Source organism: Pseudomonas sp. ICMP 3272, assembly GCF_001466905.1.
GTDB classification, from domain to species: Bacteria; Pseudomonadota; Gammaproteobacteria; order Pseudomonadales; family Pseudomonadaceae; genus Aquipseudomonas; species Aquipseudomonas amygdali.
In genome coordinates this window covers 27591-52507 of sequence record NZ_LKEK01000035.1, presented here as the reverse complement: position 1 = coordinate 52507, position 24917 = coordinate 27591, and the positions used below count along the sequence as shown (strand labels likewise).

Genomic DNA, 24917 nt, shown 5'->3' with positions numbered 1-24917 from the left:
TGCAGGGCAGAGCCTGCAACGCGTGCAGAGAATGACCGTTAGTCGGGTAGATCGAACTTTGATGGTAGGGAAGGGGTGCCTTGCTTCTGCTTTTTGCGAGACGGGGCTAGAGTTATTCCAAAGTATGACGGTCGTCCTGAAACTCAGGCGTCATGCCCACACAGAGAAGCAGCATGGAACGCGTGCCAACACAGCCACATGATGGCTCTTCGGTTTTACTGGTTGTAGACGATTATCCGGAAAATCTGGTGACGATGTGCGCTGTTCTACAAAGAACGGATTGGCATATTGTGACTGCGAGTTCAGGAATCGAAGCATTGACGGTGCTTCTTGAACAGGAAGTCGACCTGGTTCTGCTGGATGTGCAGATGCCGGGCATGGACGGCTTCGAAGTTGCCCGGTTGATGCGAGGCAGTCAGCGCACCCGCCTGACGCCCATTATCTTTCTCACGGCCAATGAGCAGACCCAGGATGCCGTGCAGAAAGGGTATGCAAACGGCGCGACGGATTACCTGTTCAAACCCTTCGACCCGAACGTTCTCAAGCCCAAGGTGCAGACCCTGCTTGAGCAACAGCGTAACCGTCGTGCGCTGCAGCAGCTTTCGCTGGAACTTGAATCGGCGCGTGCGTTCAACGCGTCAGTGCTGGCCAACGTCGCCGAAGGCATTCTGGTCGTTGATGAGGCGGGCACCATCAGTTTTGCCCATCCCGCCATCTGCCAGTTGTTGAACGCTTCGGTCGATCAACTGCGCGGTACGCAAGTGCTGGATTACATCATCGAACCGCAAGTGGGCGACTGGCTGGAGTCAGGCTTCTACAAACACTATCGCAAGGCCGACACCTACCGGGTGCACGATGCCATTCTGCGTACCGCACAAGGCACGCAGTTGCCGGTTGCCTTGTCTTGCGCGGCGCTGCCTGCGGAGCAGAAGGCGATGGTGCTGACGGTTCTGGATATGTCGGTAGTCCGTGACCTCTATCAGCAACTTGAAAAACAGGCTGTTACCGACGCGTTGACAGGCCTGCTCAATCGCCGCGGGCTTTATCAGGCCGTTGAAGGCATGCTCCTGCGCAAGGAGCAGACAGACAAATACCTGGTTGTGCTGTTCATGGACCTGGACGGCTTCAAGCAGATCAATGATGCGCTGGGTCATGACGCCGGTGATCAGGTATTGCTCTGGGTCGCCGAGCAGTTCAAGGACAGCATGCGTCCCTATGATGTTCTGGCGCGCATTGGCGGCGACGAATTCACGGTTGTGATCGACGGGCTTGATTACCCCGAACAGGCGGCCAAAATCGCTGAAAAACTCATTGAACGGGTGTCGGGAAGGCGCCAGGTCGACGGTGTCGAAATCACCCTGGGTGCCAGTGTTGGTATCGCGACCTTTCCGGACTGCGGCTCGAATCTGGACGGTTTGCTGCGTGCGGCAGATATCGCCATGTATGAGGCCAAGCGTGCAGGGCGTCAGCAATACCGGTTCTACGACCAGAATATGAACGGACGCGCCCGCTCACGGCTGATGCTTGAGGAAAGTGTGCGCACGGCCATCGACGGCAAGGATTTCTCGGTGGTGTACCAGCCCCAGATCCATGTCGCGGATGGTCGCCTGCGTGGTTTCGAAGCGTTGCTGCGCTGGCAGCATCCGGCGGTCGGCGAGGTACCTCCTGCGCTGTTCATTCCCTTGCTTGAAGAGACCCGACTGATCAACCGGCTCGGCAGCTGGATTTTCGATCAGGGCGCCGAACAGCGTCAGGCGTGGAGCCGGGTATTTGCTGCCGATGTGGTGCTGAGTGTCTGTGTCAGCCCCACGCAATTCTGCATGCCCAACCTGGCTTCGGAGCTGAAGCGTGCCATGGATCGCTTCGAGCTCAAGCCAGGACAGATCGAGGTGGAAATCACTGAAAGCGCTCTGGTGCATAACCTTACGCATAGCCATAAACAGCTGAAGTCACTGCATGACGTCGGCGTGCGTATTGCGCTGGACGACTTCGGCACTGGCGAATGCTCGCTGTCGCACTTGCGCAATCTTCAGCTCGACACCTTGAAGCTGGACAGGCGTTTTGTCGCCAATATCGTCGAGTCCAGGCGCGAGGCGGCGATGGCCAGCAGCATCATCGACCTGAGTCGCAACCTCGATATGCTGGTCATTGCCGAAGGGGTGGAGACCTGCGAGCAATACCAGTGGCTGGCGGACAATGGCTGTCAGGTCATGCAGGGCTTTCTGATCGCGCATCCGATGGTGTCCGAAGACGCGCTGCACTTTCCAGGGCACTTTGAGGTGGCAGGCTTGAGGTCGGGTGGATTGTTGTAGAATGGCGTCTTTCGTCATCATGCAAAAGGCCCCATGACTGCCGCCAGCCATGCTCCACTCAAATACCTGCAGGCCTATCCGCAAGCCCTGCAGGATCAAGTGCATCAGTTGATTGCCCAGAACCGTCTGGCGGACTATCTGGAGCAGCGCTACCCGGAGCGTCATCAGATACAAAGCGACAAGGCTCTTTACGCCTACGCGCTGGCGCTCAAGCAGGATCACCTGCGCAATGCGCCGGCCATCAGGAAGGTGCTGTTCGATAATCGCCTGGACCTGACCCATCGCGCGCTTGGGTTGCACACCAAAATATCCAGAGTGCAGGGTGGCAAGCTCAAGGCAAGCAATGAGATTCGCGTGGCCGCCTTGTTCAAGGAAGCCCCTGCTCAATTCCTGAAGATGATCGTGGTTCACGAGCTCGCACATTTTCGCGAGTCAGACCATAACAAGGCGTTCTACCAGTTATGCGAGCACATGCTGCCCGGGTATCACCAGCTGGAATTCGACCTGCGCGTCTACCTGACCTATAACGAGCTGCAAGCTTCGAACGGCAAGCTTTAAGCTCGCAACTGCTGCTAGGGATACCCGAGCACGGCCTTGATGCTGTTCAGGTTGCGGGCGATCCATGTTTTGTCGATGGCGCCCCAATTACGAATACGGTAACTGCCTGCGTGATTGCGGGCACCTTCCTGCTGTTCGAACTCACACACGATGTCCAGATCGGAGAGCGCGCTGATGGTGTCCTGAGCGGTGCGACGTGGCATGCCGGTCACGGCTGTCAGCTCGGGTACGCTGCTGGCGAGCTTCGAATCAATCAGGTACGCCACATACAGGCGGCGATAGAAACTGCTTTTGGTCTTGCTGACCTCCATCGACGAATCCCTTTTCAATGCTTTCAACGTGCAGCTTGCAGCTCAAGGCGTGCAACTGCTCTTAGTCCAGATCGCGGCGCATGCCGATGTGGGGGATGTCGTCTTCCAGATAGACCTCGCCCACCGGGTTGAAGCCGTAGCGGCTGTAGTAGCCTTGCAGGTGGGCCTGTGCCGACAGATAGATGGGCTGGTCAGGCCATTTGCGTTCGGCATTTTCCAGGGCCTGCTCCATCAGCTCATGGCCAATGCCCCGGCTGCGAATCGAAGGGGCTGTCACGACTCGCCCGATAGTGACGTCGCCGCCCTGCTGGATAGGGTCCAGCAAGCGCAGATAGGCGACCAGCTTGTCTTCCTGCCAGGCCATCAGGTGGCAGGTATCGCCCGTCAGGTCCTGCCCGTCCACGTCCAGATACACGCATTGCTGCTCGACCACAAACACCTCGGCGCGCAGTTGCAGCACGGCATACAGCTGCTGGATGCTCAGCTCGGTGTGATGTTTGCAGATCCATTTGATAGACATGTCGCAGACTCGCAGGGAAACCAGAAGCGAAGTCTAAACGTATCCGCCGACATTCCCAATAAACGCTGTCAACGATGTGCGTGCAGCTTTACTGAGCATGTTCCCCTCCCGGCTTGTCTACTGACTGCTTGAGGTCTTCAATTAAAAGCTGCAGGCACTCTCATGAGTGATGGTTTTGCTGCCGATAGGATTAAATCGGGAATGCCGCCCTTTTCAGGAACCTGAGTATGTCGCAGTGGCTTCGAGCGGTTGGGTTGCTGGTCTTTTTGCTGATGGCGCACGCCAGTGCAGCCGAGAAACTGCGCCTTGTCGCTGACCCCTGGCCACCTTTTACCGATGCGCTGCTGCTCAACGGCGGACTTGCGACCGATATCGTCAATACGGCGTTGCGCCGCGCCGGATACACCACCCTGTATGAGCAAGTGCCTTGGGCGCGGGCAATGCTGGGGTTGGGTGAGGGGCGGCACGATGTGCTGATCAACGCATGGTTCAGCGACGATCGCACAAAAATTGGTCAGTTTTCAGCCGAATACCTGCTCAATCGGGTGCGCTTCATTAAACGCAAGGAATCGGCTATCGAGGTTCGGAGCCATGAACAACTGCACAATTACATGATTGCGGTTGTACGCGGTTATGCCTATTCCCCAGCGTTTGACAGCGACAGCCTGCTCAAGAAGGTCCCTGTACAAAACTTTTCCACAGCTGTTCGCATGCTGGCTGCCGAACGTGTGGACCTGACACTGGAGGACGAATACGTCGCTCGCTATAACCTGGCGATGGAGCCCGACGAGGTTCGCGACCGTGTCGAGTTTCTACCCGGCTCGTTGAGCGAGAACAGTCTGCATATTCTGGTCAGCCTGAAAAATCCTCACCACGCAAAAATCGTCGCCGATTTCGATCGTGAAATTGCCGCCATGAAGGCCGACGGCACCTACGACGAGCTGTTCAGACTGCATGGACTGCAGCAGCCTCCGGAGCTTTGATCAGGTGTGCGGCAAGGGTGCGCAGCGGTGCCAGCTGGCGGCAGATCAAGGCTAGCTGTGCCTGTACCAGACGCTGGCTTTCGTCCATCTCTTCCGGCAGCTGTTCCAGTTGCGCAGCCAGTGCTTCCTCTGCGTCACTCTGTACAGCGACCGGTTTCTTCTCGGCCAGCCCTGCGGCGATTTCGTCGATGCTGGCGGCCAGCGTGGCGCCGACGTTATCGATCAGGTGTTCGCGGACATCGCCGGGCAATTGGGTATCACGGTGCGCGCCGAGGCCGGAAAGGTAGCTCAGCAGCGTATGTGACAGCACCAGAAAGCGGAAGCCGACATCGGCCTCCTTGCGGAAGTGACCGGGCTCCATAAGCATGTTTGCCAGTGTGGTCGACAGCGCGGCGTCGGCATTGTGGGCGTTGCGCCGTGCCAGTCGATAGGTAAGGTCGTCACTCTTGCCCTTGGCGTACTGCTGCATGATCTGGCGCAGGTAAATGCTGTTGCAGGTCAGGGTGTTGGCCAGCACCTTGTTCAGGCGTCGCCCTTGCCAGTCCGGCAGGAACAGGAACACCGCGAGCCCGGCGATCAGGCTGCCCAGCAGCGTATCGAACAGCCGGGGCAGGAACAGCCCGTAACCGTCGCCGACCTGATTGAAACAGAACAGCACCATGACCGTGATGGCGGCGGTCGACAGGGTGTAGCGCGTGGTGCGATTGACGAAGAACACCACACCGGCCAACACCGCGCACATCGATTGCAGAATCGGACTGGTAACCAGATCGAACAGTACCCAGCCGACCGTCAGACCTATTGCCGTGCCAATGATCCGCTGGCCGAGTTTACGCCGGGTGGCGCCATAGCTCGGCTGGCAGACAAATACCGTGGTCAGGATGATCCAGTAGCCCTGTGACGGGTGAATCAGGTGCACCATCGCATAACCGATGGTCAGCGCCAGCGGCAGGCGCAGGGCGTGGCGGAACAGCAGCGAGGTCGGGGTCATCTGCAGGCGCAGGCGGGTCCAGACATCCTTGAGGTTGCGCGGTGAGCGGTCCAGCAGGCTGCTGTCGGTGGCATCGGCCACGGCATCCGGGTTGCTGGCGTCGCTGATCAGGCGATCCAGCGTGCCGAGGTTGGCAGCCAGCGCGCGCAGCGAACGTAACAGGCCGCGCCATGCAGGATTGCTCTGGATGCGCAGGTGTTCCAGGGAGGCGTGCAGGTCTTCCATGGCTTCTGCAAAGCTTGGGTCGTATACGAACGGCTGACGCAACTGGATGGATTCCGACAGGGCCTGACAGGCAACGCCCTGTTGACGCAGCAGGCGCTGGCAGCGGAACAGCACATCGCTGTGGAAAAAGGCGTCGGCCAGCGAGTTGTAGGGGTAGTGCGACGAGCTGGCGCGCTCGTGGATGTCCTGGGCGATGAAATACAGCTTCAGGTAGCGGCTGACTTTCGAACCGGGGCGGCCGCTGCCGACACGGTGCAGGATGATTTCCTTGGTGGAGTTCAGTGCGGCGACCACTTTGCCGTTCTGCTGCGCCAGTTCCAGGCGGCGGGCCTCCACATTGAGCGTGCGGATCGGCTCAAACAGCGTCGACTTGAGTTTCAGGTACTGCCCCAGCTCACGGAACAGTCGGGCCAGCGCCTGTTGCACCGGCTGGTTGGAAAACAGCATCTGCCACAGCACCGACAGCAGGCCGTACCAGGCTGCACCCGCCACCAGCAGCATCGGCTCATGCCAGAAGTCCAGCACCTCGCCGCCGCGCTGATCGACGCCGATCATGGTGTAGACCGAGAGAATCAGCGTGCCATAGGCAATCGCGCCATAGCGTTCGCCCAGCGCGCCGAGCATGGTCAGGCAGAAGCTGGCCAGCGCCAGTGAGCAGACAAACAGCCAGGGGTAGGGGAACAGCAGTTCTACGGCGAGTGCGGCAACACTGAAGCACACCAGCGTCACGGCCAGAGCATTGAGCCGGCCTTGCCAGCTGTCGTCGGTCTCTGCCAGTGCGCAGGCAATAATCCCCAGAAACAGCGGGATCAGCAAGGCCATCTCGTTTTGGTACCAGCACAGCGCCATGCTGCCGGTCAGTGCGATAAAGACTCGAACGCTATAGCTGAATTTATCCAGCGCCCACAATCGACGGAATGTATGACGGAGAGATTTCGATGCCATGGGTAAGCTGACGGCCCTGTTCGCAATTGATCAATTCTGCAGGAGGATATGTACAGACCAAATGACTGGCTGTACATCCGCCTGGCAAAATTTATACCGGTTTGCAGTGTCGTGATGTTACGCCACGCGCACTACGTCACACGTACTGCGCCGCTGCGTAGGCCGAGGCCCACGCCCACTGAAAGTTGAAGCCGCCCAGATGACCGCTCACATCGAGCACTTCGCCGACGAAATAGAGGCCGGGGGATTTCAGTGACTCCATGGTCTTGGACGACACTTCACGGGTATCGATGCCGCCCAGCGTCACTTCAGCGGTGCGATAACCCTCGGTGCCTGCCGGGACCACCTGCCAGCTCGCCAGCTTTTCGGCGATGTCGGCCAGTTCGGCATGGGTGTACTGCTTCATGGGTTTGGACACGAACCAGTGTTCGGCGATCAGATTGGCCATCTTCTTGGTGAAAATCTCGCCCAGCAGGGTTTTCAACTCACTGTTGGGACGCTCGGCCTGTTGCTGACTGAGCCAGGTGGGCACATCGTGATCGGGCAGCAGGTTGATTTCCACGGTGTCACCGGGCTGCCAGAACGATGAGATCTGCAGGATCGCCGGACCACTGAGGCCGCGATGCGTGAACAGGATGTTTTCGCGGAAGCTGGTGTCATTGCAACTGACCAGGCAATCCACCGATGTGCCTGAAAGCTCTGTGCACAGCTCCTTGAGCTGATCGGTGATGGTGAACGGCACCAGGCCTGCGCGGGTGGGCAGCAGCGTGTGGCCGAACTGCTTGCCGACCTGATAGCCGAAACCGGTTGCGCCCAGCGTCGGAATCGACAGCCCGCCCGTGGCGATGACCAGTGCCTTGCAGCTCAACGTGCCCAGCGTGGTTTGCAGGCTGTAGCCAGATTCGGTCTTTTCGATCTGCTGCACGGAGGTATCCATGTGCAGGCTGACACCGGCCTGTCGACATTCCTCCAGAAGCATTTCCAGAATGTCGCTGGACTTGTTGTCACAGAACAGCTGACCGAGCTTCTTCTCGTGATAAGGCACGCCATGTTTGGCGACCATCGCGATGAAATCCCACTGGGTGTAGCGCGCCAGGGCCGATTTGCAGAAGTGCGGGTTCTGCGACAGGAAGTTGGCCGGCTCGGTGTACATGTTGGTGAAGTTGCAGCGCCCGCCACCGGACATGAGGATCTTCTTGCCGGGTTTGTTGGCGTGATCGATCAACATCACCCTGCGCCCGCGAGCGGCAGCGGTGAACGCACACATCAGACCTGCGGCGCCAGCGCCAATGATTACAACGTCGGTAACGGGCACAGCGTGTTTCCTCGATCTGTAGGTCACGATCGTTCCCATGCTCCGCGTGGGAATGCCTCTCGTGACGCTCTGCGTCACATACCTGCGCCGCACCACCTATTCAAAATCGGACGCAGAGCGTCCAGAACTGCGTCCCCACGCAGAGCGTGGGGACGATAACCCAGCTAACGACTATTTCAGAGGATTCGCACGCGCAGTGACTTGCCTTTGATCTTGCCGTTGTTCAGACGCTCCAGCGCCTGTTTGGCCATGCTGCGTTCGACGGCGACGTAAGCCTGGAAATCGAAGATCGCGATCTTGCCCACCTGAGTGCCCGCAATACCCGCTTCGCCGGTCAGCGCGCCAAGAATGTCGCCCGGGCGCAGTTTGTCCTTGCGACCCGAACCGATGCACAGCGTCGTCATGGTCGGCAGCAGCTTGCCGCCTTCCTTGATACTTAGCTGATCGTACTGCTGCCAGTTCAACGGGGCTTTCTGCAATTCTTCGATAGCGCGGGCGCGCTGGCTTTCCGACGGAGCCACAAGGCTGACCGCGATGCCTTTTTCGCCTGCGCGACCGGTACGGCCTACGCGGTGAATGTGGATTTCCGAATCACGCGCCAGCTCGACGTTGATCACCATGTCCAGCGCGTCGATGTCCAGACCGCGCGCGGCCACATCAGTGGCGACCAGTACCGAGGTACTACGGTTGGCGAACATCGCCAGCACCTGATCGCGGTCACGCTGTTCCAGATCGCCATGCAGACCGACGGCAGACATGCCTTTGGCGGTCAGGTGGTCGACCACTTCCTGAACCTGCTGCTTGGTGAAGCAGAACGCCACACAGGACGCCGGACGGAAATGACCGAGTACCTTGACCACCGCTTCCAGACGCTGCTCCGGAGAGATTTCATAGAAAATCTGCTCGATCTGGCTGTCGGCGTGCAGTGCTTCGACTTTCACGGTCTGTGGATCACGCATGAATTTCGAGGACAACTGCTTGATACCGACCGGGTAGGTCGCCGAGAACAGCAGCGTCTGGCGGCGCTGCGGGGTCTGCTCGATGATGTCGGCGATGGCGTCGTAGAAACCCATGTCCAGCATGCGGTCGGCTTCATCGAGAATCAGCGTGTTCAGGCCGTCCAGCACCAGCGAGCCCTTGCGCAAGTGCTGCTGTATGCGACCCGGAGTACCGACGATGATGTGTGCGCCATGCTCCAGCGAGCCGATCTGCGGGCCGAATGAAACGCCGCCACACAGGGTCAGGACCTTGATGTTGTCCTCGGAACGCGCCAGACGGCGGATTTCCTTGGCCACCTGATCCGCCAGTTCGCGGGTCGGGCACATGACCAATGCTTGGCAACCGAAGAAACGCGGGTTGATAGGGTTGAGCAGGCCGATGCCGAAGGCAGCGGTCTTGCCGCTGCCGGTCTTGGCTTGCGCGATCAGGTCCATGCCCTTGAGGATCACCGGCAGGCTCTGCGCCTGAATCGGTGTCATTTCGGCATAACCAAGCGACTCCAGGTTAGCCAGCATGGCAGCGGACAGAGGCAGAGAATTGAAAGCGGTGTTAGTCACGACGGTGGACCTGCAAAACAAAAATGTCGCGTAGTGTATCACCCGCCAGCCAGACCTCACACCGCGATAGAGGCTGTGGGAGCGAGCTTGCTCGCGAAGGGGCCCGTACAGCACCAGAAGATGGTTCGTGAGCAATGCGGATCGCCGCCCCGGTCACTCCCACAGGATCCAACAATGAGCGCGGAGCATGGGCGCAATAGCCAGGCAAAAAAATCCCCGCTGGAGGGCGGGGTTGAGGTTCGAGCGTGGCAGCTCGCAAAGGTGTACGGCAAGGCCCGTCGTGGTGACGGGCCTGGCTGGCTTACAGCAGGATTGTGCGGATATCCGCCAGCAATTCGCTCAAGCGCTTGGTGAAGCGGGCGGCGGCTGCACCGTTGATCACGCGGTGATCGTAGGACAGCGACAGCGGCAGCATCAGTTTCGGCTGGAAGGCTTTGCCGTCCCAGACTGGCTGAATGGTGGCCTTGGAAACACCGAGGATAGCCACTTCCGGCGCGTTGACGATCGGCGTGAAGCCGGTGCCGCCAATGTGGCCGAGGCTGGAGATGGTGAAGCACGCGCCCTGCATGTCGTTTGCAGTCAGCTTTTTGTTGCGCGCCTTTTCAGCCAGTGCTGCGGCTTCGGCGGCCAGCTGCAACAGGCTCTTCTGATCGACGTCGCGGATAACCGGCACCAGCAGGCCATCCGGGGTGTCCACGGCAAAGCCGATGTGCACGTACTTCTTGCGGATCACCGCCTTGCCGCTTGGTGCCAGCGAGGCGTTGAAGTCCGGCAGCTCCTTGAGCAGGTGGGCGCAGGATTTGAGCAGCAGTGGCAGAACGGTCAGCTTGACGCCAGCTTTCTCGGCAGCGCCTTTCTGCGCCACACGGAAAGCTTCCAGGTCGGTAATGTCGGCCTGGTCGAATTGCGTGACGTGCGGAATGTTCAGCCAGCTGCGGTGCAGACCCGAAGCGCCAAGTTGCATCAGGCGCGTCATCGGTACTTCTTCGATCTCGCCGAAACGGCTGAAATCGACTTCCGGGATCGGCGGGATGCCCGAGCCGCCGCTTGCGCCGCCAGCTGGAGCTTCCTTGGCCTTCTGCATCATGGTCTTGACGTAGACCTGAACGTCTTCTTTCAACACGCGACCGTGTGGGCCGGTGGCGCTGACTGCGCTCAGCTCGACGCCGAACTCGCGTGCCAGCTGACGAACAGCCGGGCCTGCGTGAACCTTGGCGCCGTCTTTGGCCGGTGCAGCCGGAGCAGGTGCTGCTTCGGCTTTCGGCGCTGGAGCAGCGGCCGGTGCAGCCGCTTCAGCCTTGGCAGGAGCGGCAGCCGGTGCGCTGGCAGCAGGTGCCGGAGCAGCGGCGGGCGCTGCGCCTTCGACTTTCAGTTTGAGGATCAGGTCGCCGGTGCCGACTTCCTGGTCCAGCTTGACTTCGATGCTCTCGACAACGCCTGCTGCAGGAGACGGGATCTCCATGCTGGCCTTGTCGGATTCCAGGGTGATCAACGACTGATCAGCCTGAATGGAGTCACCGACCTTGACCATCAGCTCGATGATTTTGGCCTTGCCCGACGAGCCGATGTCCGGCACGTGGATGTCCTGAACGCTGGCGCTGGCTGCCGGAGCAGGCGCAGCAGCGGCAGGTGCCGGTGCAGCTTCAGCCGGTTTTTCGGCAGCAGCAGGGGCCGCGGCAGGTTCGGCTGCGGGGGCAGGAGCGGCAGCCGCTTCGCCTTCCACTTCCAGCTCGAACAGCTCGTCGCCTTCTTTCAGACGGTCGCCCAGCTTGACCTTCATGGCCTTGATGACGCCAGCCTTGGGAGCAGGGATTTCCATGCTCGCCTTGTCCGATTCCAGCGTCAGAATGCTCTGGTCGGCTTCGATGCGATCACCGACCTTGACCATCAATTCAATGACTTCGCCTTCACCGTTGCCGATGTCGGGTACGCGAATTAACTCACTCACTATGTCTCTCCTTAGGAGAACCTGTTCACTCACCAATACGCTGGTTCAGTTACAACGAAACAGCGTTGGATGCTCATTTACGGTAGGTAAATTCCGCATCCTCGGCTGTTTACGCTCTGATCAGCGCTCTTGAAGCAGACTCTTAGCAGTCCAGTGGATTGCGTTTTTCAGGATCGATGCCGAACTTGGCGATGGCTTCCGCCACCACTTTAGGTTCGATATCGCCACGATCCGCCAAAGCTTCCAGAGCTGCCAGCACAACGAAGTGACGATCGACTTCAAAGAAGTGACGCAGCTTCTTGCGGCTGTCGCTACGGCCGAAACCGTCGGTGCCCAGGACTTTGTATTCCTTGGTTGGAACCCACTGACGAATCTGGTCAGCGAACAGCTTCATGTAATCCGTCGATGCAATGACCGGACCTTTGCGACCGTTGAGGCACTGCTCAACATAGCTCAGTTCCGGCTTCTGGCCAGGGTGCAGGCGGTTGTTGCGCTCTACAGCCAGACCGTCGCGACGCAGTTCGTTGAAGCTGGTAACGCTCCAGACGTCAGCGCCGATGTTGAACTCGTCACGGAGAATCTTCGCCGCTTCGCGAACTTCACGCAGGATGGTGCCCGAGCCCAGCAACTGGACGTGGTGCGCCGCTTCCCGGGTGTCTTCTTCGAGCAGGTACATACCCTTGACGATGCCTTCTTCCGCACCGGCCGGCATGGCTGGCTGGGCGTAGGACTCGTTCATCACGGTCAGGTAGTAGAAAACGTCCTGCTGCTCTTCGAACATCCGGCGCATGCCGTCCTGGATGATCACTGCCAGCTCGTAACCGTAAGTCGGGTCGAAGGTGCGGCAGTTCGGGATGGTCGACGCCAGAATGTGGCTGTGACCGTCTTCGTGCTGCAGGCCTTCGCCGTTCAGCGTGGTACGGCCGGCGGTGCCGCCGATCAGGAAACCACGGGTGCGGCTGTCGCCAGCAGCCCATGCCAGGTCGCCGATACGCTGGAAACCGAACATCGAGTAGAAGATGTAGAACGGAATCATCGGCTGGTTGTGGCTGGAATACGAAGTACCGGCAGCGATGAAGGAGGACATGGCGCCCGCTTCGTTGATGCCTTCCTCGAGAATCTGGCCTTTCTTGTCTTCGCGATAGAACATCACTTGTTCTTTATCGACTGGCTCGTAGAGCTGGCCGACCGAAGAGTAGATGCCCAACTGGCGGAACATGCCTTCCATACCGAAGGTACGCGCTTCGTCCGGGATGATCGGCACGATGCGCTGACCGACTTCCTTGTCCTTGACCAGCTGCGCCAGGATGCGCACGAAAGCCATGGTGGTGGAGATTTCACGGTCGCCCGAACCGTCAAGGATGGCCTTGAGGGTATCGAGTGGCGGCGTCGGCAGGCTGAAGCTCTGCGCGCGACGCTGAGGTACGAAGCCACCCAGCGCAGCACGACGCTCGCTCAGGTAACGGGCTTCGGCGCTGCCTTCTTCCGGCTTGTAGAACGGCAGGGCTTCGAGTTCGGAGTCCTTGACCGGGATGTCGAAACGGTCACGGAAGTGACGCAGGCTGTCGACATCGACCTTCTTGGTGTTGTGTGCAGTGTTTTTCGCTTCGCCGGCGCCGGTGCCATAACCTTTGATGGTTTTGGCCAGAACCACGGTCGGTTGACCCTTGTGGTTGACGGCTTCGTGGTAGGCCGCATAAACCTTGTACGGGTCGTGGCCGCCACGGTTGAGTTTCCAGATCTCGTCGTCGGACAGATCGGCAACCATTGCCTTGAGTTCAGGCGAGTTGAAGAAGTGCTCGCGGACGAACGCGCCGTCCTTGGCCTTGTAGTTCTGGTATTCGCCGTCGATGACTTCGTCCATGCGACGCTGCAGGATACCGTCGACGTCCTTGGCCAGCAGTGGGTCCCAGAAACGGCCCCAGATGACTTTGGTGACGTTCCACTGAGCACCACGGAACACGCCTTCCAGTTCCTGAATGATCTTGGCGTTGCCGCGAACCGGGCCGTCGAGGCGCTGCAGGTTGCAGTTGACGACGAAGATCAGGTTGTCGAGCTTCTCGCGACCGGCCAGAGCGATGGCGCCCAGGGATTCCGGCTCGTCGGTCTCGCCGTCACCCAGGAAGCACCAGACTTTCTGCTTGCCTTCCGGGATGTAACCACGGTGCTCCAGGTACTTCATGAAGCGCGCCTGGTAGATCGCCTGGATCGGGCCAAGGCCCATCGATACAGTCGGGAACTGCCAGAAATCCTTCATCAGCCACGGGTGTGGGTAAGACGACAGGCCATTGCCGTCGACTTCCTGACGGAAGTTGTTCATCTGGTCTTCGGTGATGCGGCCTTCGAGGAACGCACGGGCATAAACGCCTGGCGATGCGTGACCCTGGAAGTAGATCAGGTCGCCGCCGTGCTCGTCGGTCGGGGCCTGGAAGAAGTAGTTGAAGCCGATGTCGTACAGCGTTGCGCTGGAGGCGAAGCTGGAGATGTGGCCGCCCAGATCCGGGTCGTTCAGGTTGGTTTTGACGACCATTGCCAATGCGTTCCAGCGCACCAGCGAGCGAATGCGGCGTTCCATGAACAGGTCGCCAGGCATGCGTGCTTCGTGGGTGACAGGAATCGTGTTGCGGTATGGCGTAGTGATGGCGTACGGCAGCTGCGAACCACTACGGGTGGCCAGCTCGCCCAAACGGGTCATCAGGTAGTGAGCGCGGTCTTCGCCTTCTTTGTCGAGAACCGATTCCAGGGCGTCCAGCCATTCCTGGGTTTCGACGGGATCGAGGTCTTGCATGGCTTGCTCCAGGGCGGAAAGGCTTCCAGAATCGGTTGCCTGAGTTTGCGACTGGCCTTGTGGGCAGACGACATAAATTCTTGGATTACCGGAGGGTGGGATCCGGCGGCGTGTAGTTTTACTACAAATCGACGACGATTTCAGCCCTCCGAGTATCGGACCCAGTAGTAAAACTACAGAGAAGCGACTCAATCGCTCCTGTTGTCTTGTAACTTAAAACGTTACTGTTGATTGCTATTGAATATCTTGCAGGGAAAAAGCGGATTTTTATGCTTCTAATTTGATTTTTCCAGCAATTTATAACCTTTGTTCGACAAGCGGTGCTGGCAGACGCGTCTTGCCGTCATGAAAGACGGGCGTTTGCACGCCGATCAAGGATAGACCATGAGCCTACCTTTACTGGCTGAATTTCCGGCCATTCTGCTGCCATTGATTACCCGTGCCCGCCAGACGTTCCAAGCCGCGCTCACTGCTTTGTCAGAGGACGCGCTGGCGTCTTTCGAGGCCTGGCCCGAGGCGCGCCGCAAGGCGTTCGACCGGGTTTGCGCAGCCAGTGATTTTGTCACCGAGCAAGTTTGCCGTGACCCGCAGATGCTCCTGCAACTGGCCGACTCGGGCGAGCTGGAGCGTAGCTTCTCTGCTGGCCAATTGCGCGGTCAGATTGCCGATGCCCTGTCGAGCGCCGCCAGTGATGACGAGTTGGGGCGTAATCTACGTCGGCAGCGCGCACGCCAGCAAGTGCGAATCATCTGGCGCGATCTGACCCGCCAGGCAGATTTGATCGAAACCTGCCGCGACCTGTCGGAAATGGCCGATGCCTCGATCGACCTTGCCTACCAATGGCTGTATCCACGGCACTGCGAGCAGTTCGGCACACCTACCGGTCGTCACTCGGGGCAGCCGCAGCACATGGTCATTCTGGGCATGGGCAAGCTAGGCGCGGTAGAACTGAACCTTTCGTCGGACATTGACCTGATCTTTGCCTACCCGGAGGGCGGCGAGACGCAGGGCACCAAGCGTGCGCTGGACAATCAGGAGTTTTTCATTCGCCTGGGGCAACGGCTGATCAAGGCGCTGGACCCGGTGACTGTCGATGGTTTCGTGTTCCGGGTCGACATGCGCCTGCGGCCCTACGGTTCTTCCGGGGCGCTGGTGCTCAGCTTCAACGCGCTGGAGCAGTATTATCAGGATCAGGGCCGGGACTGGGAACGTTACGCGATGATCAAGGCGCGAGTGGTCGGCGGCGATCAGACCGCAGGTGCCGAGCTGCTGGATATGTTGCGCCCGTTTGTGTATCGCCGTTACCTGGACTTCTCGGCCATTGAAGCGCTGCGCACCATGAAGCAGCTGATTCAGCAGGAAGTGAAGCGCAAGGGCATGGCGGAAAACATCAAGCTCGGTGCCGGGGGTATTCGCGAAGTCGAGTTCATCGCCCAGGCGTTCCAGCTGATCCACGGTGGCCGCGACCTGAGCCTGCAACAGCGCCCGCTGTTCAAAGTGCTGAAAACCCTTGAAGGGCAGGGTTATCTGCCTTCGGCGGTGACTGAAGAGCTGCGCGAGGGTTACGAATTTTTGCGTTACACCGAGCACGCCATTCAGGCGATTGCCGACCGTCAGACGCAAATGTTGCCGGACAACGATCAGGATCAGGCACGCATTGCCCTGATCATGGGCTTTGCCGACTGGGTCAGTTTTCACGAGCGCCTTATGTACTGGCGCAGTCGGGTGTCCTGGCATTTCCGTCAGGTCATCGCCGACCCCGATTCTGATCCTGACGATGAGCAGCAGGACGACAGTGAGGTTGCAGTGGGTGGCGAGTGGCTGCCCCTGTGGGAAGAGTCCCAAGACGAAGAAGCCGCAGGTCGCCAGCTGTTGCAGGCCGGTTTCGTGGATGCGGAAAAGGCACTGAAAAATCTGGCCAGCCTGCGCAGCAGTCCCAACCTGCGTTCGATGCAGCGTCTGAGTCGTGAGCGGCTGGATGCGTTCATCCCTCGATTGCTGGCTCAGGCGGTAGAGCATGAGAAGCCCGACCTGGTGCTGGAACGTGTTCTTCCGCTGGTAGAAGCGGTCGCCCGGCGCTCGGCGTATCTGGTGTTGCTGACCGAAAACCCTGATGCGTTGCGACAACTGCTGACCCTGTGCGCTGCCAGCCCATGGATTGCCGAACAGATCGCACGCTTCCCGCTGCTGCTCGATGAGCTGCTCAATGAAGGTCGTCTGTTCAATCCGCCGTTGGCACCAGAGCTGGCGGCCGAGCTGCGTGAGCGGCTGATTCGTATCCCGGAGGACGACCTCGAGCAGCAGATGGAAGCCCTGCGGCATTTCAAGCTGGCCCACAGCCTGCGGGTTGCGGCGTCCGAGATATCTGGCAGTCTGCCATTGATGAAAGTCAGTGATTACCTGACCTGGCTGGCCGAGGCCATTCTGGACCAGGTGCTGGCGCTGGCGTGGCGCTACAGCGTGGCTCGCCACGGCACGCCCTCGCGCCCGGACGGCACGTTGTGCGCCCCAGGTTTCGTGATTGTCGGTTATGGCAAGGTTGGCGGTATCGAATTGGGCCACGGCTCCGATCTGGATCTGGTGTTCATTCATGATGGCGATCTGCAAGCCGAGACCGACGGCGCCAAACCGATCGACAGTGCGCAGTTCTTCACCCGGCTGGGGCAGCGGGTCATCCATTTGCTGACCACGCAAACCAACTCCGGTCAGCTGTATGACGTCGACATGCGCCTGCGGCCGTCGGGTGCGTCCGGGTTGCTCGTCAGTTCGCTGGGGGCCTTCGCCCGTTATCAGGCCAATGAAGCCTGGACCTGGGAACATCAGGCGCTGGTACGTGCGCGAGTGATGACCGGCAGTCGTGATGTTGGCGAGCAGTTCGAAAAAGTCCGTGCCGATGTGCTGGGGCGCGAGCGTGATCTGGGCAAGCTGCGCGCAGAGGTCAGCGAGATGCGCGGCAAGATGCGTGACAACCTCGGCACCCGCGTGACAGCAGCCGGAAGGGCGGCCAATGCCTTCGAGGCGTCGGTGCCGTTCGACCTCAAGCAGGACGCCGGAGGTATCGTCGATATCGAATTTATGGTGCAATACGCCGCCTTGGCGTGGTCCAGAGAGCATCCCGCGCTGCTGCAATACACCGACAACATCCGGATTCTCGAAGGGCTTGAGGACGCCGGACTGTTGCCTGACACGGACGCCAGCCTGTTACGCGAAGCCTACAAGGCGTATCGCTCGGCTGCGCACCGTCAGGCTTTGCAGAAGCAGGCGGGTGTGGTCAGCGGCGATCAGTTTCATGCCCAGCGGCGTGAGGTGATGCGGATCTGGACGCAGATGGGGTTGAGCTGAGCCGCGCGGCAACGCCATATTCCGCTGCAACACTATATAAAGCTATGACAGGGAGGCGACAGGTTGTGTGGGAATGTCACGCAGTCTGATCGGCCTCCCTGATCGTTTCTGGTCGTTTCTGGATAGAACATGAAAATTCTGATCGTTGGGCCTAGCTGGGTCGGTGACATGGTGATGGCACAAACGCTGTTCCAGTGTCTGAAACAGCGTCATCCCGAGTGCGAAATCGACGTGCTGGCCCCTGAATGGAGCCGTCCGATACTGGAACGCATGCCGCAGGTTCGTGCTGCGCTCAGTTTTCCGCTGGGTCACGGTGCCCTGGAGCTGGCGACCCGTCGCCGGATCGGCAAGTCCCTGGCCGGCCAATACGATCAGGCTATCCTGCTGCCCAATTCGCTGAAATCCGCTTTGGTACCCTTTTTCGCTGGTATACCGAAGCGTACCGGCTGGCGCGGTGAATTCCGCTATGGCCTGCTCAATGACGTGCGCACCCTCGACAAACAGCGCTATCCGCTGATGATCGAGCGTTTCATGGCCCTGGCATTCGACAAGAGCACCGAGTTGCCGCGTCCTTATCCCAAGCCCAGCCTGCGCATCGACACCGCGACTCGCGATGCGGCGTTGAGCAAGTTCGGCCTGACCCTCGACCGTCCGGTGCTGGCGCTATGCCCTGGTGCCGAGTTCGGCGAATCCAAGCGCTGGCCTGCCGAGCATTACGCACAAGTCGCTGACGCCAGCATTCGTGAAGGCTGGCAGGTCTGGCTGTTCGGTTCGAAAAAGGATCACCCGGTCGGCGAGAGTATTCGCCAGGAGTTGATTCCCGGCCTGCGCGAGGAGTCCGTCAACCTCAGTGGTGAAACCTCGCTGGCTGAGGCCATTGACCTGCTGTCGTGCGCCGATGCCGTGGTGTCCAACGATTCCGGCCTGATGCACGTGGCCGCAGCGCTGAACCGTCCGCTGGTGGCTGTCTACGGTTCGACCTCGCCGGGCTTCACGCCGCCGCTGGCCGACGCAGTCGAGGTGGTGCGTCTGGGCATCGAGTGCAGCCCGTGCTTTGAGCGCACCTGCCGTTTCGGCCATTACAACTGCATGCGTCTGCTTGAGCCGGACGCCGTGACTCAGGCGCTGAGCCGCCTGAGTAGCACGCCGGTGGAGGTTGCCTGATTTTGCGGGTACTGCTGATCAAGACGTCTTCACTGGGTGATGTGATTCATGCCTTGCCCGCGCTGACCGATGCGGCGCGTGCGCTGCCCGGCATTCGCTTCGACTGGGTGGTCGAGGAGGGCTTCGCGGAGATTCCCGCCTGGCATCCGGCGGTCGACAGGGTGATCCCGGTGGCGATTCGCCGCTGGCGCAAGCACCTCTGGCAAACCTTCAGGTCCGGGGAATGGCGGCGCTTCAAACAGCAGGTGCGCGAACAGCGCTATGATCTGGTGATCGATGCGCAGGGCCTGTTCAAAAGTGCCTGGCTGACACGCTATGTCGATGCACCGGTGGCCGGTCTGGACCGCGATTCGGCACGCGAGCCGGTCGCCAGTCGCTTTTATGATCGCGCTTTTCCAGTGGCACGCGGGCAACATGCGGTCGAACGGTTGCGCCAGTTGTTCGCTCAGGCACTGGGTTATTCACAGCCGTCCGGCATGGGCGATTACGGTCTCAAGCCCCTGGCGACTCTGGATGACAATTTGCAGGCCCCGTTCGTGCTGTTCCTGCATGGCACGACCTGGGACACCAAGCACTGGCCCGAGCTGTACTGGCGACAACTGGCCGAACTGATGGCCGCTCGTGGCCTGCAGGTGCAGTTGCCATGGGGCAACCCGGCAGAAAAGGCACGCGCCGAGCGCATTGCCGACGGTCTGGACAGCGCACACGTGCTGCCCAAGCTGAATCTGGCAGGTGTAGCGCGGGTATTGGCCAGCGCACAGGCGTGCGTCGCGGTAGACACCGGCATCGGCCACCTGGCCGCTGCACTGGATGTGCCGACCATTTCCCTGTTTGGCCCGACCAATCCGGGCCTGACCGGGGCCTACGGCAAGTCGCAGGTGCATCTGGCCAGCGACTACCCGGGCTGCACGCCGTGCCTGCAAAAGAAATGCACGTACCAACCGACCGCCGACGATCAGCGCCGGTTCGACCTTAAGCGCGAGTGGCCGATGTGCTTCACTCGCTTGAATCCCGAGCGAGTAGCGAGCCAATTGGGCGCGCTGTTGCTGGCAAAGGAACCTGGCTGATGCAACTGGCTTTTGTACTCTACAAATACTTTCCGTTTGGCGGCCTGCAACGCGACTTCATGCGCATTGCGCTGGAGTGCCAACAGCGCGGCCACCAGATCCGCGTCTACACCCTGATCTGGGAAGGCGATGTGCCGCCCGGTTTTGAAGTGCTGGTAGCGCCGGTCAAGGCGTTCTTCAACCATCGACGCAACGAAAAGCTTACTGCGTGGATGGAGGCAGACCTGGCCAGGCGCCCGGTGGACCGCCTGATCGGTTTCAACAAGATGCCCGGTCTGGATGTGTATTACGCCGCCGACGGCTGCTTCGAGGACAAGGCGCAGAATCTGCGCAGCCCGCTGTATCGCAAGTGGGGCCGTTATCGCCACTTTGCTGACTACGAGCGCGCGGTGTTTGCTAAAGACTCGAAAACTCAGGTGTTGATGATTTCCGAAGTGCAGCAGCCGCTGTTCATCAAGCATTACGACACCCCGCCGTCGCGCTTTCACTTGCTGCCACCGGGCATTTCCCAGGATCGCCGCGCACCGCCGGACGCACCTGAGATTCGTGCAGGCTTTCGCAAGGAATTCGGGCTTGCCGACAATGACCTGTTATTGGTGCAGATCGGCTCCGGTTTCAAGACAAAGGGCGTCGATCGCAGCCTGAAGGCGCTGGCAGCCTTGCCTGCCGAGCTCAAGAAACGCACGCGGCTGTTTGTAATCGGTCAGGACGACCCCAAAGTATTCCAATTGCAGAGCGCGGCGCTCGGCCTGGGCGAGCAGGTGACCTTCATGAAAGGGCGCAGCGATATTCCGCGTTTTCTGCTGGGCGCCGACCTGCTGATTCATCCGGCCTACAACGAAAACACCGGGACCGTGCTGCTCGAAGCGCTGGTTGCCGGTTTGCCGGTCCTGGTCAGCGCGGTCTGCGGCTACGCCCATTACATAGCCGAAGCTGACTGCGGGCGGGTGCTGGACGAGCCGTTCGATCAGGCGCAACTCAATCGCTACCTGTCGGACATGCTTAAGGATGATGGCGCACGCAGCGCATGGGGGCGCAATGGCCTGGCCTTTGCTGATACAGCGGACCTTTACAGCATGCCGCAACACGCTGCGGATGTGATTCTGGCGGAGCACTATTGATGAAGCTGTTCCTGGCTGAACCGTTCAAGAGCCTGTGGGCCGGACGCGATGCGTTCGTCGAGGTCGAGGGCCTGAGCGGCGAGGTCTACCGCGAGCTGGAAGGACGCCGCACGCTGCGCACCGAGGTCAACGGGCGTGGCTACTTCGTCAAGATCCACCGTGGCATTGGCTGGGGCGAAATCGCCAAGAATCTGGCAACTGCCAAGTTGCCAGTGCTGGGCGCGGGCAAGGAATGGGACGCCATCGAGCGCCTGCATGAAGTCGGCGTGCCGACCATGACGGCTGTGGCTTATGGTGAACGTGGCAGCAACCCTGCCGCGCAGCATTCGTTTATTGTCACTGAAGAGCTGGCCCCGACTACCAGCCTGGAAGACGTAAGCCTCAACTGGCGCACCCAGCCGCCCGAGCCTCGTCTGAAAAGAGCGTTTATCGCCGAAGTTGCCCGCTTGGTCGGCATGATGCACCGCGCCGGCGTGAACCATCGCGACTGTTACATCTGTCATTTTCTGCTGCACACCGATACGCCGGTCACCGCTGACAATTTCAGATTGTCGGTCATCGACCTGCACCGTGCTCAGACCCGCCGTGCGATCACGCCGCGCTGGCGCAACAAGGACCTGGCCGCGCTGTATTTTTCAGCGCTGGACATCGGCCTGACCCGCCGCGACAAGCTGCGTTTCCTCAAGGGTTATTTTCAGAAACCGCTGCGCGAAATACTGCGCAAGGAAGCAGCGCTGCTGAGCTGGCTGGAGAAGAAGGCCGACAAGCTGTATCAGCGCAAAGTGCGCTACGGGGATGCGCTCTGATGGCGGGCTGGAAGCTTGAGCCCGAGTACGCTTTTCTGCAGCAGGATTTCGGCAGTCTGGATGCCGTGTTTGCCTTGCAGGGCCAGCAGTTGACCCGCGACCCGCTGTCCGACGTCATTCGCGTCGAGCGCGCCGGGGTTTACTACTACGTCAAACGCTACGTAGGAGCGGGCAAAGGCCTGCGCCGTTACATCGGCAAGCCCAGGGTCAAGTCCGAGTGGCAGAACCTCAAGCGCTTTGCCAAATGGGGCATTCCCACGGCAGAGGTGGTGGCCTGGGGGCTGGAGCGCAACGGCGCAGCGTATGATCGCGGCGCACTGATCACTCGCGGCTTGCCCAATACCGAAGACTTGTCTGCGCTGGCACAACGCAAGGATCCGCGACTGACCGACCGCCACTGGGTCGACGCTGTCAGCCGCCAGTTGGCTGCCTGTACCCGGACCATGCACGACAACCATTTCACACATAATGATTTGAAATGGCGCAACCTGTTGGTCGATGACGAAGGCAAGCTGTTTTTCATCGATTGCCCCAACGGCGCATTCTGGTGGAGCTTCATGCTGCGCTATCGGATCACCAAGGATCTGGCGTGCCTGGACAAGGTCGCCAAGTATCACTTGTCAGCTACCCAGCGTCTGCGCTTCTACCTGCAGTACCGTCAGCGAACGCGGTTGAACGCCTCCGACAAGAAACGTATTCGACATATCGTCAGCTTTTTCGAGGGCCGTGAATGAGCGTTTTTATTGCCAGTGCTGACCAGCCGTTACTGGCGCGTCACAACCTGGCTGATTTTGAATCGCTTTGGAACATCAGGCTTGATGCGGTCGACGAGCCCAATACCGGGCGCGGCGGCTGGAGCAGTGTGTTCCGTCTCGACCTGGAAGGTCAGGGGTTTTACCTCAAGCGCCAGAGCAATTACCTGACCCACACGTTGCATCATCCGTTTGGCGAGCCGTCCTTCTCTCGTGAGTTTCGTAACATCAGTCGCTACCGCAAACTGGGCATTCCAGCGCTGCAAGCGGTGTTTTATGGCGAGCGCAAGGTCGACGGGGAATACCGGGCGATCCTCATGACGCGTGCGCTGGACGGCTGGACCGATCTTGACGAACTGTTGCAGCAGTGGAACCAGATGGAGAGCGTCCAGCGTCTGGCGGTACTTCACGCCTGCGGCCAGTTGGCGCGCACGCTGCACGGTGCCGGACAGGTTCATGGCTGCTTTTATCCCAAGCATATTTTTCTGCAGGCGGTGGGAAAGGGCTACCAGGCGCAATTGATCGACCTGGAGAAAACCCGTCCGGTGATCTTCGGCAAGCGTGACCTTGCCCGCGACCTCGAACCGCTGCTGCGCCGCGCGCCGATGTGGAATGAGGCCGATCGGCGCGAGCTGTTGGCGGCTTATCTGCAAGCCACGCCGAATAGCCTGCTGGTCGACGCCTGGAATGCGCGTCTGGGCAAGCGCGGCGCTCACAAACGAGACCTTCAACACCGCGATGATAAAGAGACCCGTTGATGCGTTTGTCTGAACTCAAGACCGCTGGACGTACCCCCGAGTTGCCGATGAGCCTGACGCTGGCCGATGCTGCCGGTTCGGCTGAACTGCAATTGCTGACCCTGCTGCGTGTATTGCCGGGGCAGCGCTACGTCGGTGCAGGTGTCTGGCGAGGCCGAACGGTGCTGGCAAAACTGCTGGTGGGCGACAAGGCGGCCCGACACTTTCAGCGTGAACTGGCCGGGGTGCGCCTGCTTGCCGAACAGGGGCTGACCACACCGCTGCTGCTGGCCGACGGTTTGCAGGATGGTGAGGGTGGCTGGCTGCTGTTCGAGTTTCTGGAGCAGGCGTCAAGCCTGGGCGATGCCTGGAATACTGTCCAGGACCTGCCACCCTTGGCGGATGAGCAGCAAGCCGTGCTCGGCGAGGCGCTGAGCGCCATCGCCCGGCAACACGCCAAAGGCTTGTGGCAGGAAGATTTGCACCTCGACAACCTGCTGCGCCACAACGGGCAGTTGTACTTGATTGATGGTGCCGGTATTCGCGCCGAGCAGGCCGGCACACCGTTGTCCCGGCAAAAGGTGCTGGAAAACCTCGGTGTGTTCTTTGCCCAGTTGCCCAGGTCTTTCGAGCCCTTCACTGAAGAGTTGCTGGTGCATTACCTGCTGAGCAACGCCGAGCATGGTTTGCCGATGGAGGCGCTGCAAAAGCAGATCGACAAGGTTCGCAGCTGGCGGCTCAAGGACTTCATGAGCAAGACCGTGCGCGATTGCAGTCTGTTCAGCGTCGAGGACAGCGCTTCGGTGTTCCGTGCTGTTCGTCGCGAGGAGGAGGTCGCGATGCTGCCGGTACTTGATCAGGCTGATGCCCTGCTCGACAAGGGCCATCTGTACAAGACCGGTGGCGCTGCGAGTGTAGGCCGTGTCGAAATCAGTGGTCGTACGCTGGTCATCAAGCGTTACAACATCAAGAATTTCAGTCACTGGCTCAAGCGCTTCTGGCGTCCCAGCCGGGCCTGGCATTCATGGCGCGAAGGTAACCGCCTGATGTTTCTCGGCATCGCCACACCAAAACCGCTGGCAGTTCAGGAAAAGCGTTTTCTCGGCTTGCGCAGCAAAGCCTGGCTGGTGACCGAGTTTATCGAGGGACCGGACATCATCGAGCGCTTCGCTCCCCATGTGGCAACCGGTGATGCACCAGAGGCCGAACTGCTGGCGCTGGACACGCTGTTCGCACAGCTTATCCAGGCGCGTATCAGTCATGGTGATTTCAAGGGGCATAACCTGTTCTGGCACACCGATCGCTGGGCGATGATCGACCTGGATGCCATGCAGCAGCACAGTTCTCAATCGTCCTTTGCAGCAGCCTACGCGCGTGACCGGGCGCGGTTTATGCGCAACTGGCCGGTGCAGAGTGCGCTGCACCAGATACTGGAGCAGCGCCTGCCGAAGATCACGCCAGACTGAGCCTGGCCTC

At 59.9% G+C, this 24917-nt stretch carries 18 protein-coding genes; 11 read left to right on the top strand and 7 right to left on the bottom strand.

From position 1 onward, the window contains the following. The first annotated feature begins 173 nt into the window (after nt 1–173). Together AO068_RS04055 and AO068_RS04050 are read left to right on the top strand one after the other, a co-directional pair. The gene (locus AO068_RS04055) at nt 174–2312 is read left to right on the top strand and encodes a two-component system response regulator (RefSeq protein WP_058407719.1); all 2139 of its coding nucleotides are present in this window, start codon (nt 174–176) and stop codon (nt 2310–2312) included. A gap of 33 nt (nt 2313–2345) precedes the next feature. Then, complete coding sequence (locus AO068_RS04050) at nt 2346–2870, top strand: M48 metallopeptidase family protein (protein ID WP_058399866.1); 525 nt, start codon at nt 2346–2348, stop codon at nt 2868–2870. Nucleotides 2871–2884: 14 nt separating this feature from the next. Here the strand turns inward: AO068_RS04050 and AO068_RS04045 are convergent, their stop codons facing one another. Both AO068_RS04045 and AO068_RS04040 read right to left on the bottom strand, forming a co-directional pair. Next, a complete protein-coding gene (locus tag AO068_RS04045) occupies nt 2885–3181 on the bottom strand; it encodes a winged helix-turn-helix domain-containing protein (RefSeq protein WP_058407718.1) in 297 nt (98 codons plus the stop codon). Nucleotides 3182–3242: 61 nt separating this feature from the next. Beyond that, the gene (locus AO068_RS04040; RefSeq protein WP_002551760.1) at nt 3243–3701 is read right to left on the bottom strand and encodes a GNAT family N-acetyltransferase; all 459 of its coding nucleotides are present in this window, start codon (nt 3699–3701) and stop codon (nt 3243–3245) included. 227 nt (nt 3702–3928) lie between these two features. Between AO068_RS04040 and AO068_RS04035 the strand changes: the two genes are divergently transcribed. Further along, nucleotides 3929–4684 carry a substrate-binding periplasmic protein gene (locus tag AO068_RS04035; RefSeq protein WP_058399867.1) on the top strand — a complete coding sequence of 252 codons (756 nt, stop codon included), beginning with the start codon at nt 3929–3931 and terminating at the stop codon, nt 4682–4684. Here AO068_RS04035 and yccS read toward each other — a convergent pair. The 5 genes from yccS to aceE form a co-directional block, all read right to left on the bottom strand. Then, a complete protein-coding gene (yccS, locus tag AO068_RS04030) occupies nt 4647–6845 on the bottom strand; it encodes a YccS family putative transporter (protein ID WP_058407717.1) in 2199 nt (732 codons plus the stop codon). The two genes, AO068_RS04035 and yccS, sit on opposite strands and share 38 nt — an antisense overlap. 136 nt (nt 6846–6981) lie before the next feature. Continuing rightward, complete coding sequence (locus tag AO068_RS04025; RefSeq protein WP_058407716.1) at nt 6982–8160, bottom strand: NAD(P)/FAD-dependent oxidoreductase; 1179 nt, start codon at nt 8158–8160, stop codon at nt 6982–6984. A 176-nt stretch (nt 8161–8336) separates the two neighbouring features. After that, nucleotides 8337–9716 (bottom strand): ATP-dependent RNA helicase DbpA, encoded by a 1380-nt coding sequence (gene dbpA, locus AO068_RS04020; RefSeq protein ID WP_004654486.1) that lies wholly within the window; start codon nt 9714–9716, stop codon nt 8337–8339. 301 nt (nt 9717–10017) lie between these two features. Next, nucleotides 10018–11664: a dihydrolipoyllysine-residue acetyltransferase gene (gene aceF / locus AO068_RS04015; protein ID WP_058407715.1), complete on the bottom strand. Its 1647-nt coding sequence runs from the start codon at nt 11662–11664 to the stop codon at nt 10018–10020. 142 nt (nt 11665–11806) lie between these two features. Continuing rightward, nucleotides 11807–14452 carry a pyruvate dehydrogenase (acetyl-transferring), homodimeric type gene (gene aceE / locus AO068_RS04010; RefSeq protein WP_058399871.1) on the bottom strand — a complete coding sequence of 882 codons (2646 nt, stop codon included), beginning with the start codon at nt 14450–14452 and terminating at the stop codon, nt 11807–11809. A 384-nt stretch (nt 14453–14836) separates the two neighbouring features. Here aceE and glnE point away from each other — a divergent pair, with 384 nt between their 5' ends. The 8 genes from glnE to AO068_RS03970 all read left to right on the top strand — a co-directional run bounded on the left by glnE (nt 14837) and on the right by AO068_RS03970 (nt 24907). Then, entirely contained in the window at nt 14837–17794 is a 2958-nt protein-coding gene (glnE, locus tag AO068_RS04005) for a bifunctional [glutamate--ammonia ligase]-adenylyl-L-tyrosine phosphorylase/[glutamate--ammonia-ligase] adenylyltransferase (RefSeq protein ID WP_058407714.1), read from the top strand. A gap of 129 nt (nt 17795–17923) precedes the next feature. Continuing rightward, nucleotides 17924–18958 (top strand): lipopolysaccharide heptosyltransferase II, encoded by a 1035-nt coding sequence (gene waaF, locus AO068_RS04000; protein WP_058399873.1) that lies wholly within the window; start codon nt 17924–17926, stop codon nt 18956–18958. A 2-nt stretch (nt 18959–18960) separates the two neighbouring features. Then, nucleotides 18961–20025 carry a lipopolysaccharide heptosyltransferase I gene (gene waaC, locus AO068_RS03995; protein ID WP_058399874.1) on the top strand — a complete coding sequence of 355 codons (1065 nt, stop codon included), beginning with the start codon at nt 18961–18963 and terminating at the stop codon, nt 20023–20025. Continuing rightward, nucleotides 20025–21146, top strand: coding sequence for a glycosyltransferase family 4 protein (locus tag AO068_RS03990; RefSeq protein ID WP_058399875.1), 1122 nt, complete (start codon nt 20025–20027; stop codon nt 21144–21146). Before waaC ends, AO068_RS03990 begins: the two co-directional genes overlap by 1 nt. Next, entirely contained in the window at nt 21146–21952 is an 807-nt protein-coding gene (gene rfaP / locus AO068_RS03985) for a lipopolysaccharide core heptose(I) kinase RfaP (RefSeq protein WP_058399876.1), read from the top strand. The genes AO068_RS03990 and rfaP overlap by 1 nt, the downstream gene beginning before the upstream one ends. After that, a complete protein-coding gene (locus AO068_RS03980; protein ID WP_058407713.1) occupies nt 21952–22686 on the top strand; it encodes a lipopolysaccharide kinase InaA family protein in 735 nt (244 codons plus the stop codon). Before rfaP ends, AO068_RS03980 begins: the two co-directional genes overlap by 1 nt. After that, nucleotides 22683–23462 carry a lipopolysaccharide kinase InaA family protein gene (locus tag AO068_RS03975; RefSeq protein WP_058399878.1) on the top strand — a complete coding sequence of 260 codons (780 nt, stop codon included), beginning with the start codon at nt 22683–22685 and terminating at the stop codon, nt 23460–23462. The genes AO068_RS03980 and AO068_RS03975 overlap by 4 nt, the downstream gene beginning before the upstream one ends. Then, on the top strand, nt 23462–24907 hold the full coding sequence (locus tag AO068_RS03970) for a lipopolysaccharide kinase InaA family protein (RefSeq protein ID WP_058407712.1): 1446 nt from the start codon (nt 23462–23464) through the stop codon (nt 24905–24907). Before AO068_RS03975 ends, AO068_RS03970 begins: the two co-directional genes overlap by 1 nt. The last annotated feature ends 10 nt before the right edge of the window (nt 24908–24917 follow it).

Excerpts from the sequence above, each read along its gene's own strand:
- AO068_RS03970 (WP_058407712.1), top strand. The coding sequence starts at position 23,462 with ATGCGTTTGTCTGAACTCAAGACCGCTGGACGTACCCCCGAGTTGCCG.
- AO068_RS04040 (WP_002551760.1), bottom strand. The coding sequence starts at position 3,701 with ATGTCTATCAAATGGATCTGCAAACATCACACCGAGCTGAGCATCCAG.
- waaF (WP_058399873.1), top strand. The coding sequence starts at position 17,924 with ATGAAAATTCTGATCGTTGGGCCTAGCTGGGTCGGTGACATGGTGATG.
- AO068_RS03980 (WP_058407713.1), top strand. The coding sequence starts at position 21,952 with ATGGCGGGCTGGAAGCTTGAGCCCGAGTACGCTTTTCTGCAGCAGGAT.
- yccS (WP_058407717.1), bottom strand. The coding sequence starts at position 6,845 with ATGGCATCGAAATCTCTCCGTCATACATTCCGTCGATTGTGGGCGCTG.
- AO068_RS04050 (WP_058399866.1), top strand. The coding sequence starts at position 2,346 with ATGACTGCCGCCAGCCATGCTCCACTCAAATACCTGCAGGCCTATCCG.
- AO068_RS03990 (WP_058399875.1), top strand. The coding sequence starts at position 20,025 with ATGCAACTGGCTTTTGTACTCTACAAATACTTTCCGTTTGGCGGCCTG.
- rfaP (WP_058399876.1), top strand. The coding sequence starts at position 21,146 with ATGAAGCTGTTCCTGGCTGAACCGTTCAAGAGCCTGTGGGCCGGACGC.
- AO068_RS04035 (WP_058399867.1), top strand. The coding sequence starts at position 3,929 with ATGTCGCAGTGGCTTCGAGCGGTTGGGTTGCTGGTCTTTTTGCTGATG.
- glnE (WP_058407714.1), top strand. The coding sequence starts at position 14,837 with ATGAGCCTACCTTTACTGGCTGAATTTCCGGCCATTCTGCTGCCATTG.
- AO068_RS04055 (WP_058407719.1), top strand. The coding sequence starts at position 174 with ATGGAACGCGTGCCAACACAGCCACATGATGGCTCTTCGGTTTTACTG.
- AO068_RS03975 (WP_058399878.1), top strand. The coding sequence starts at position 22,683 with ATGAGCGTTTTTATTGCCAGTGCTGACCAGCCGTTACTGGCGCGTCAC.
- AO068_RS04045 (WP_058407718.1), bottom strand. The coding sequence starts at position 3,181 with ATGGAGGTCAGCAAGACCAAAAGCAGTTTCTATCGCCGCCTGTATGTG.
- aceE (WP_058399871.1), bottom strand. The coding sequence starts at position 14,452 with ATGCAAGACCTCGATCCCGTCGAAACCCAGGAATGGCTGGACGCCCTG.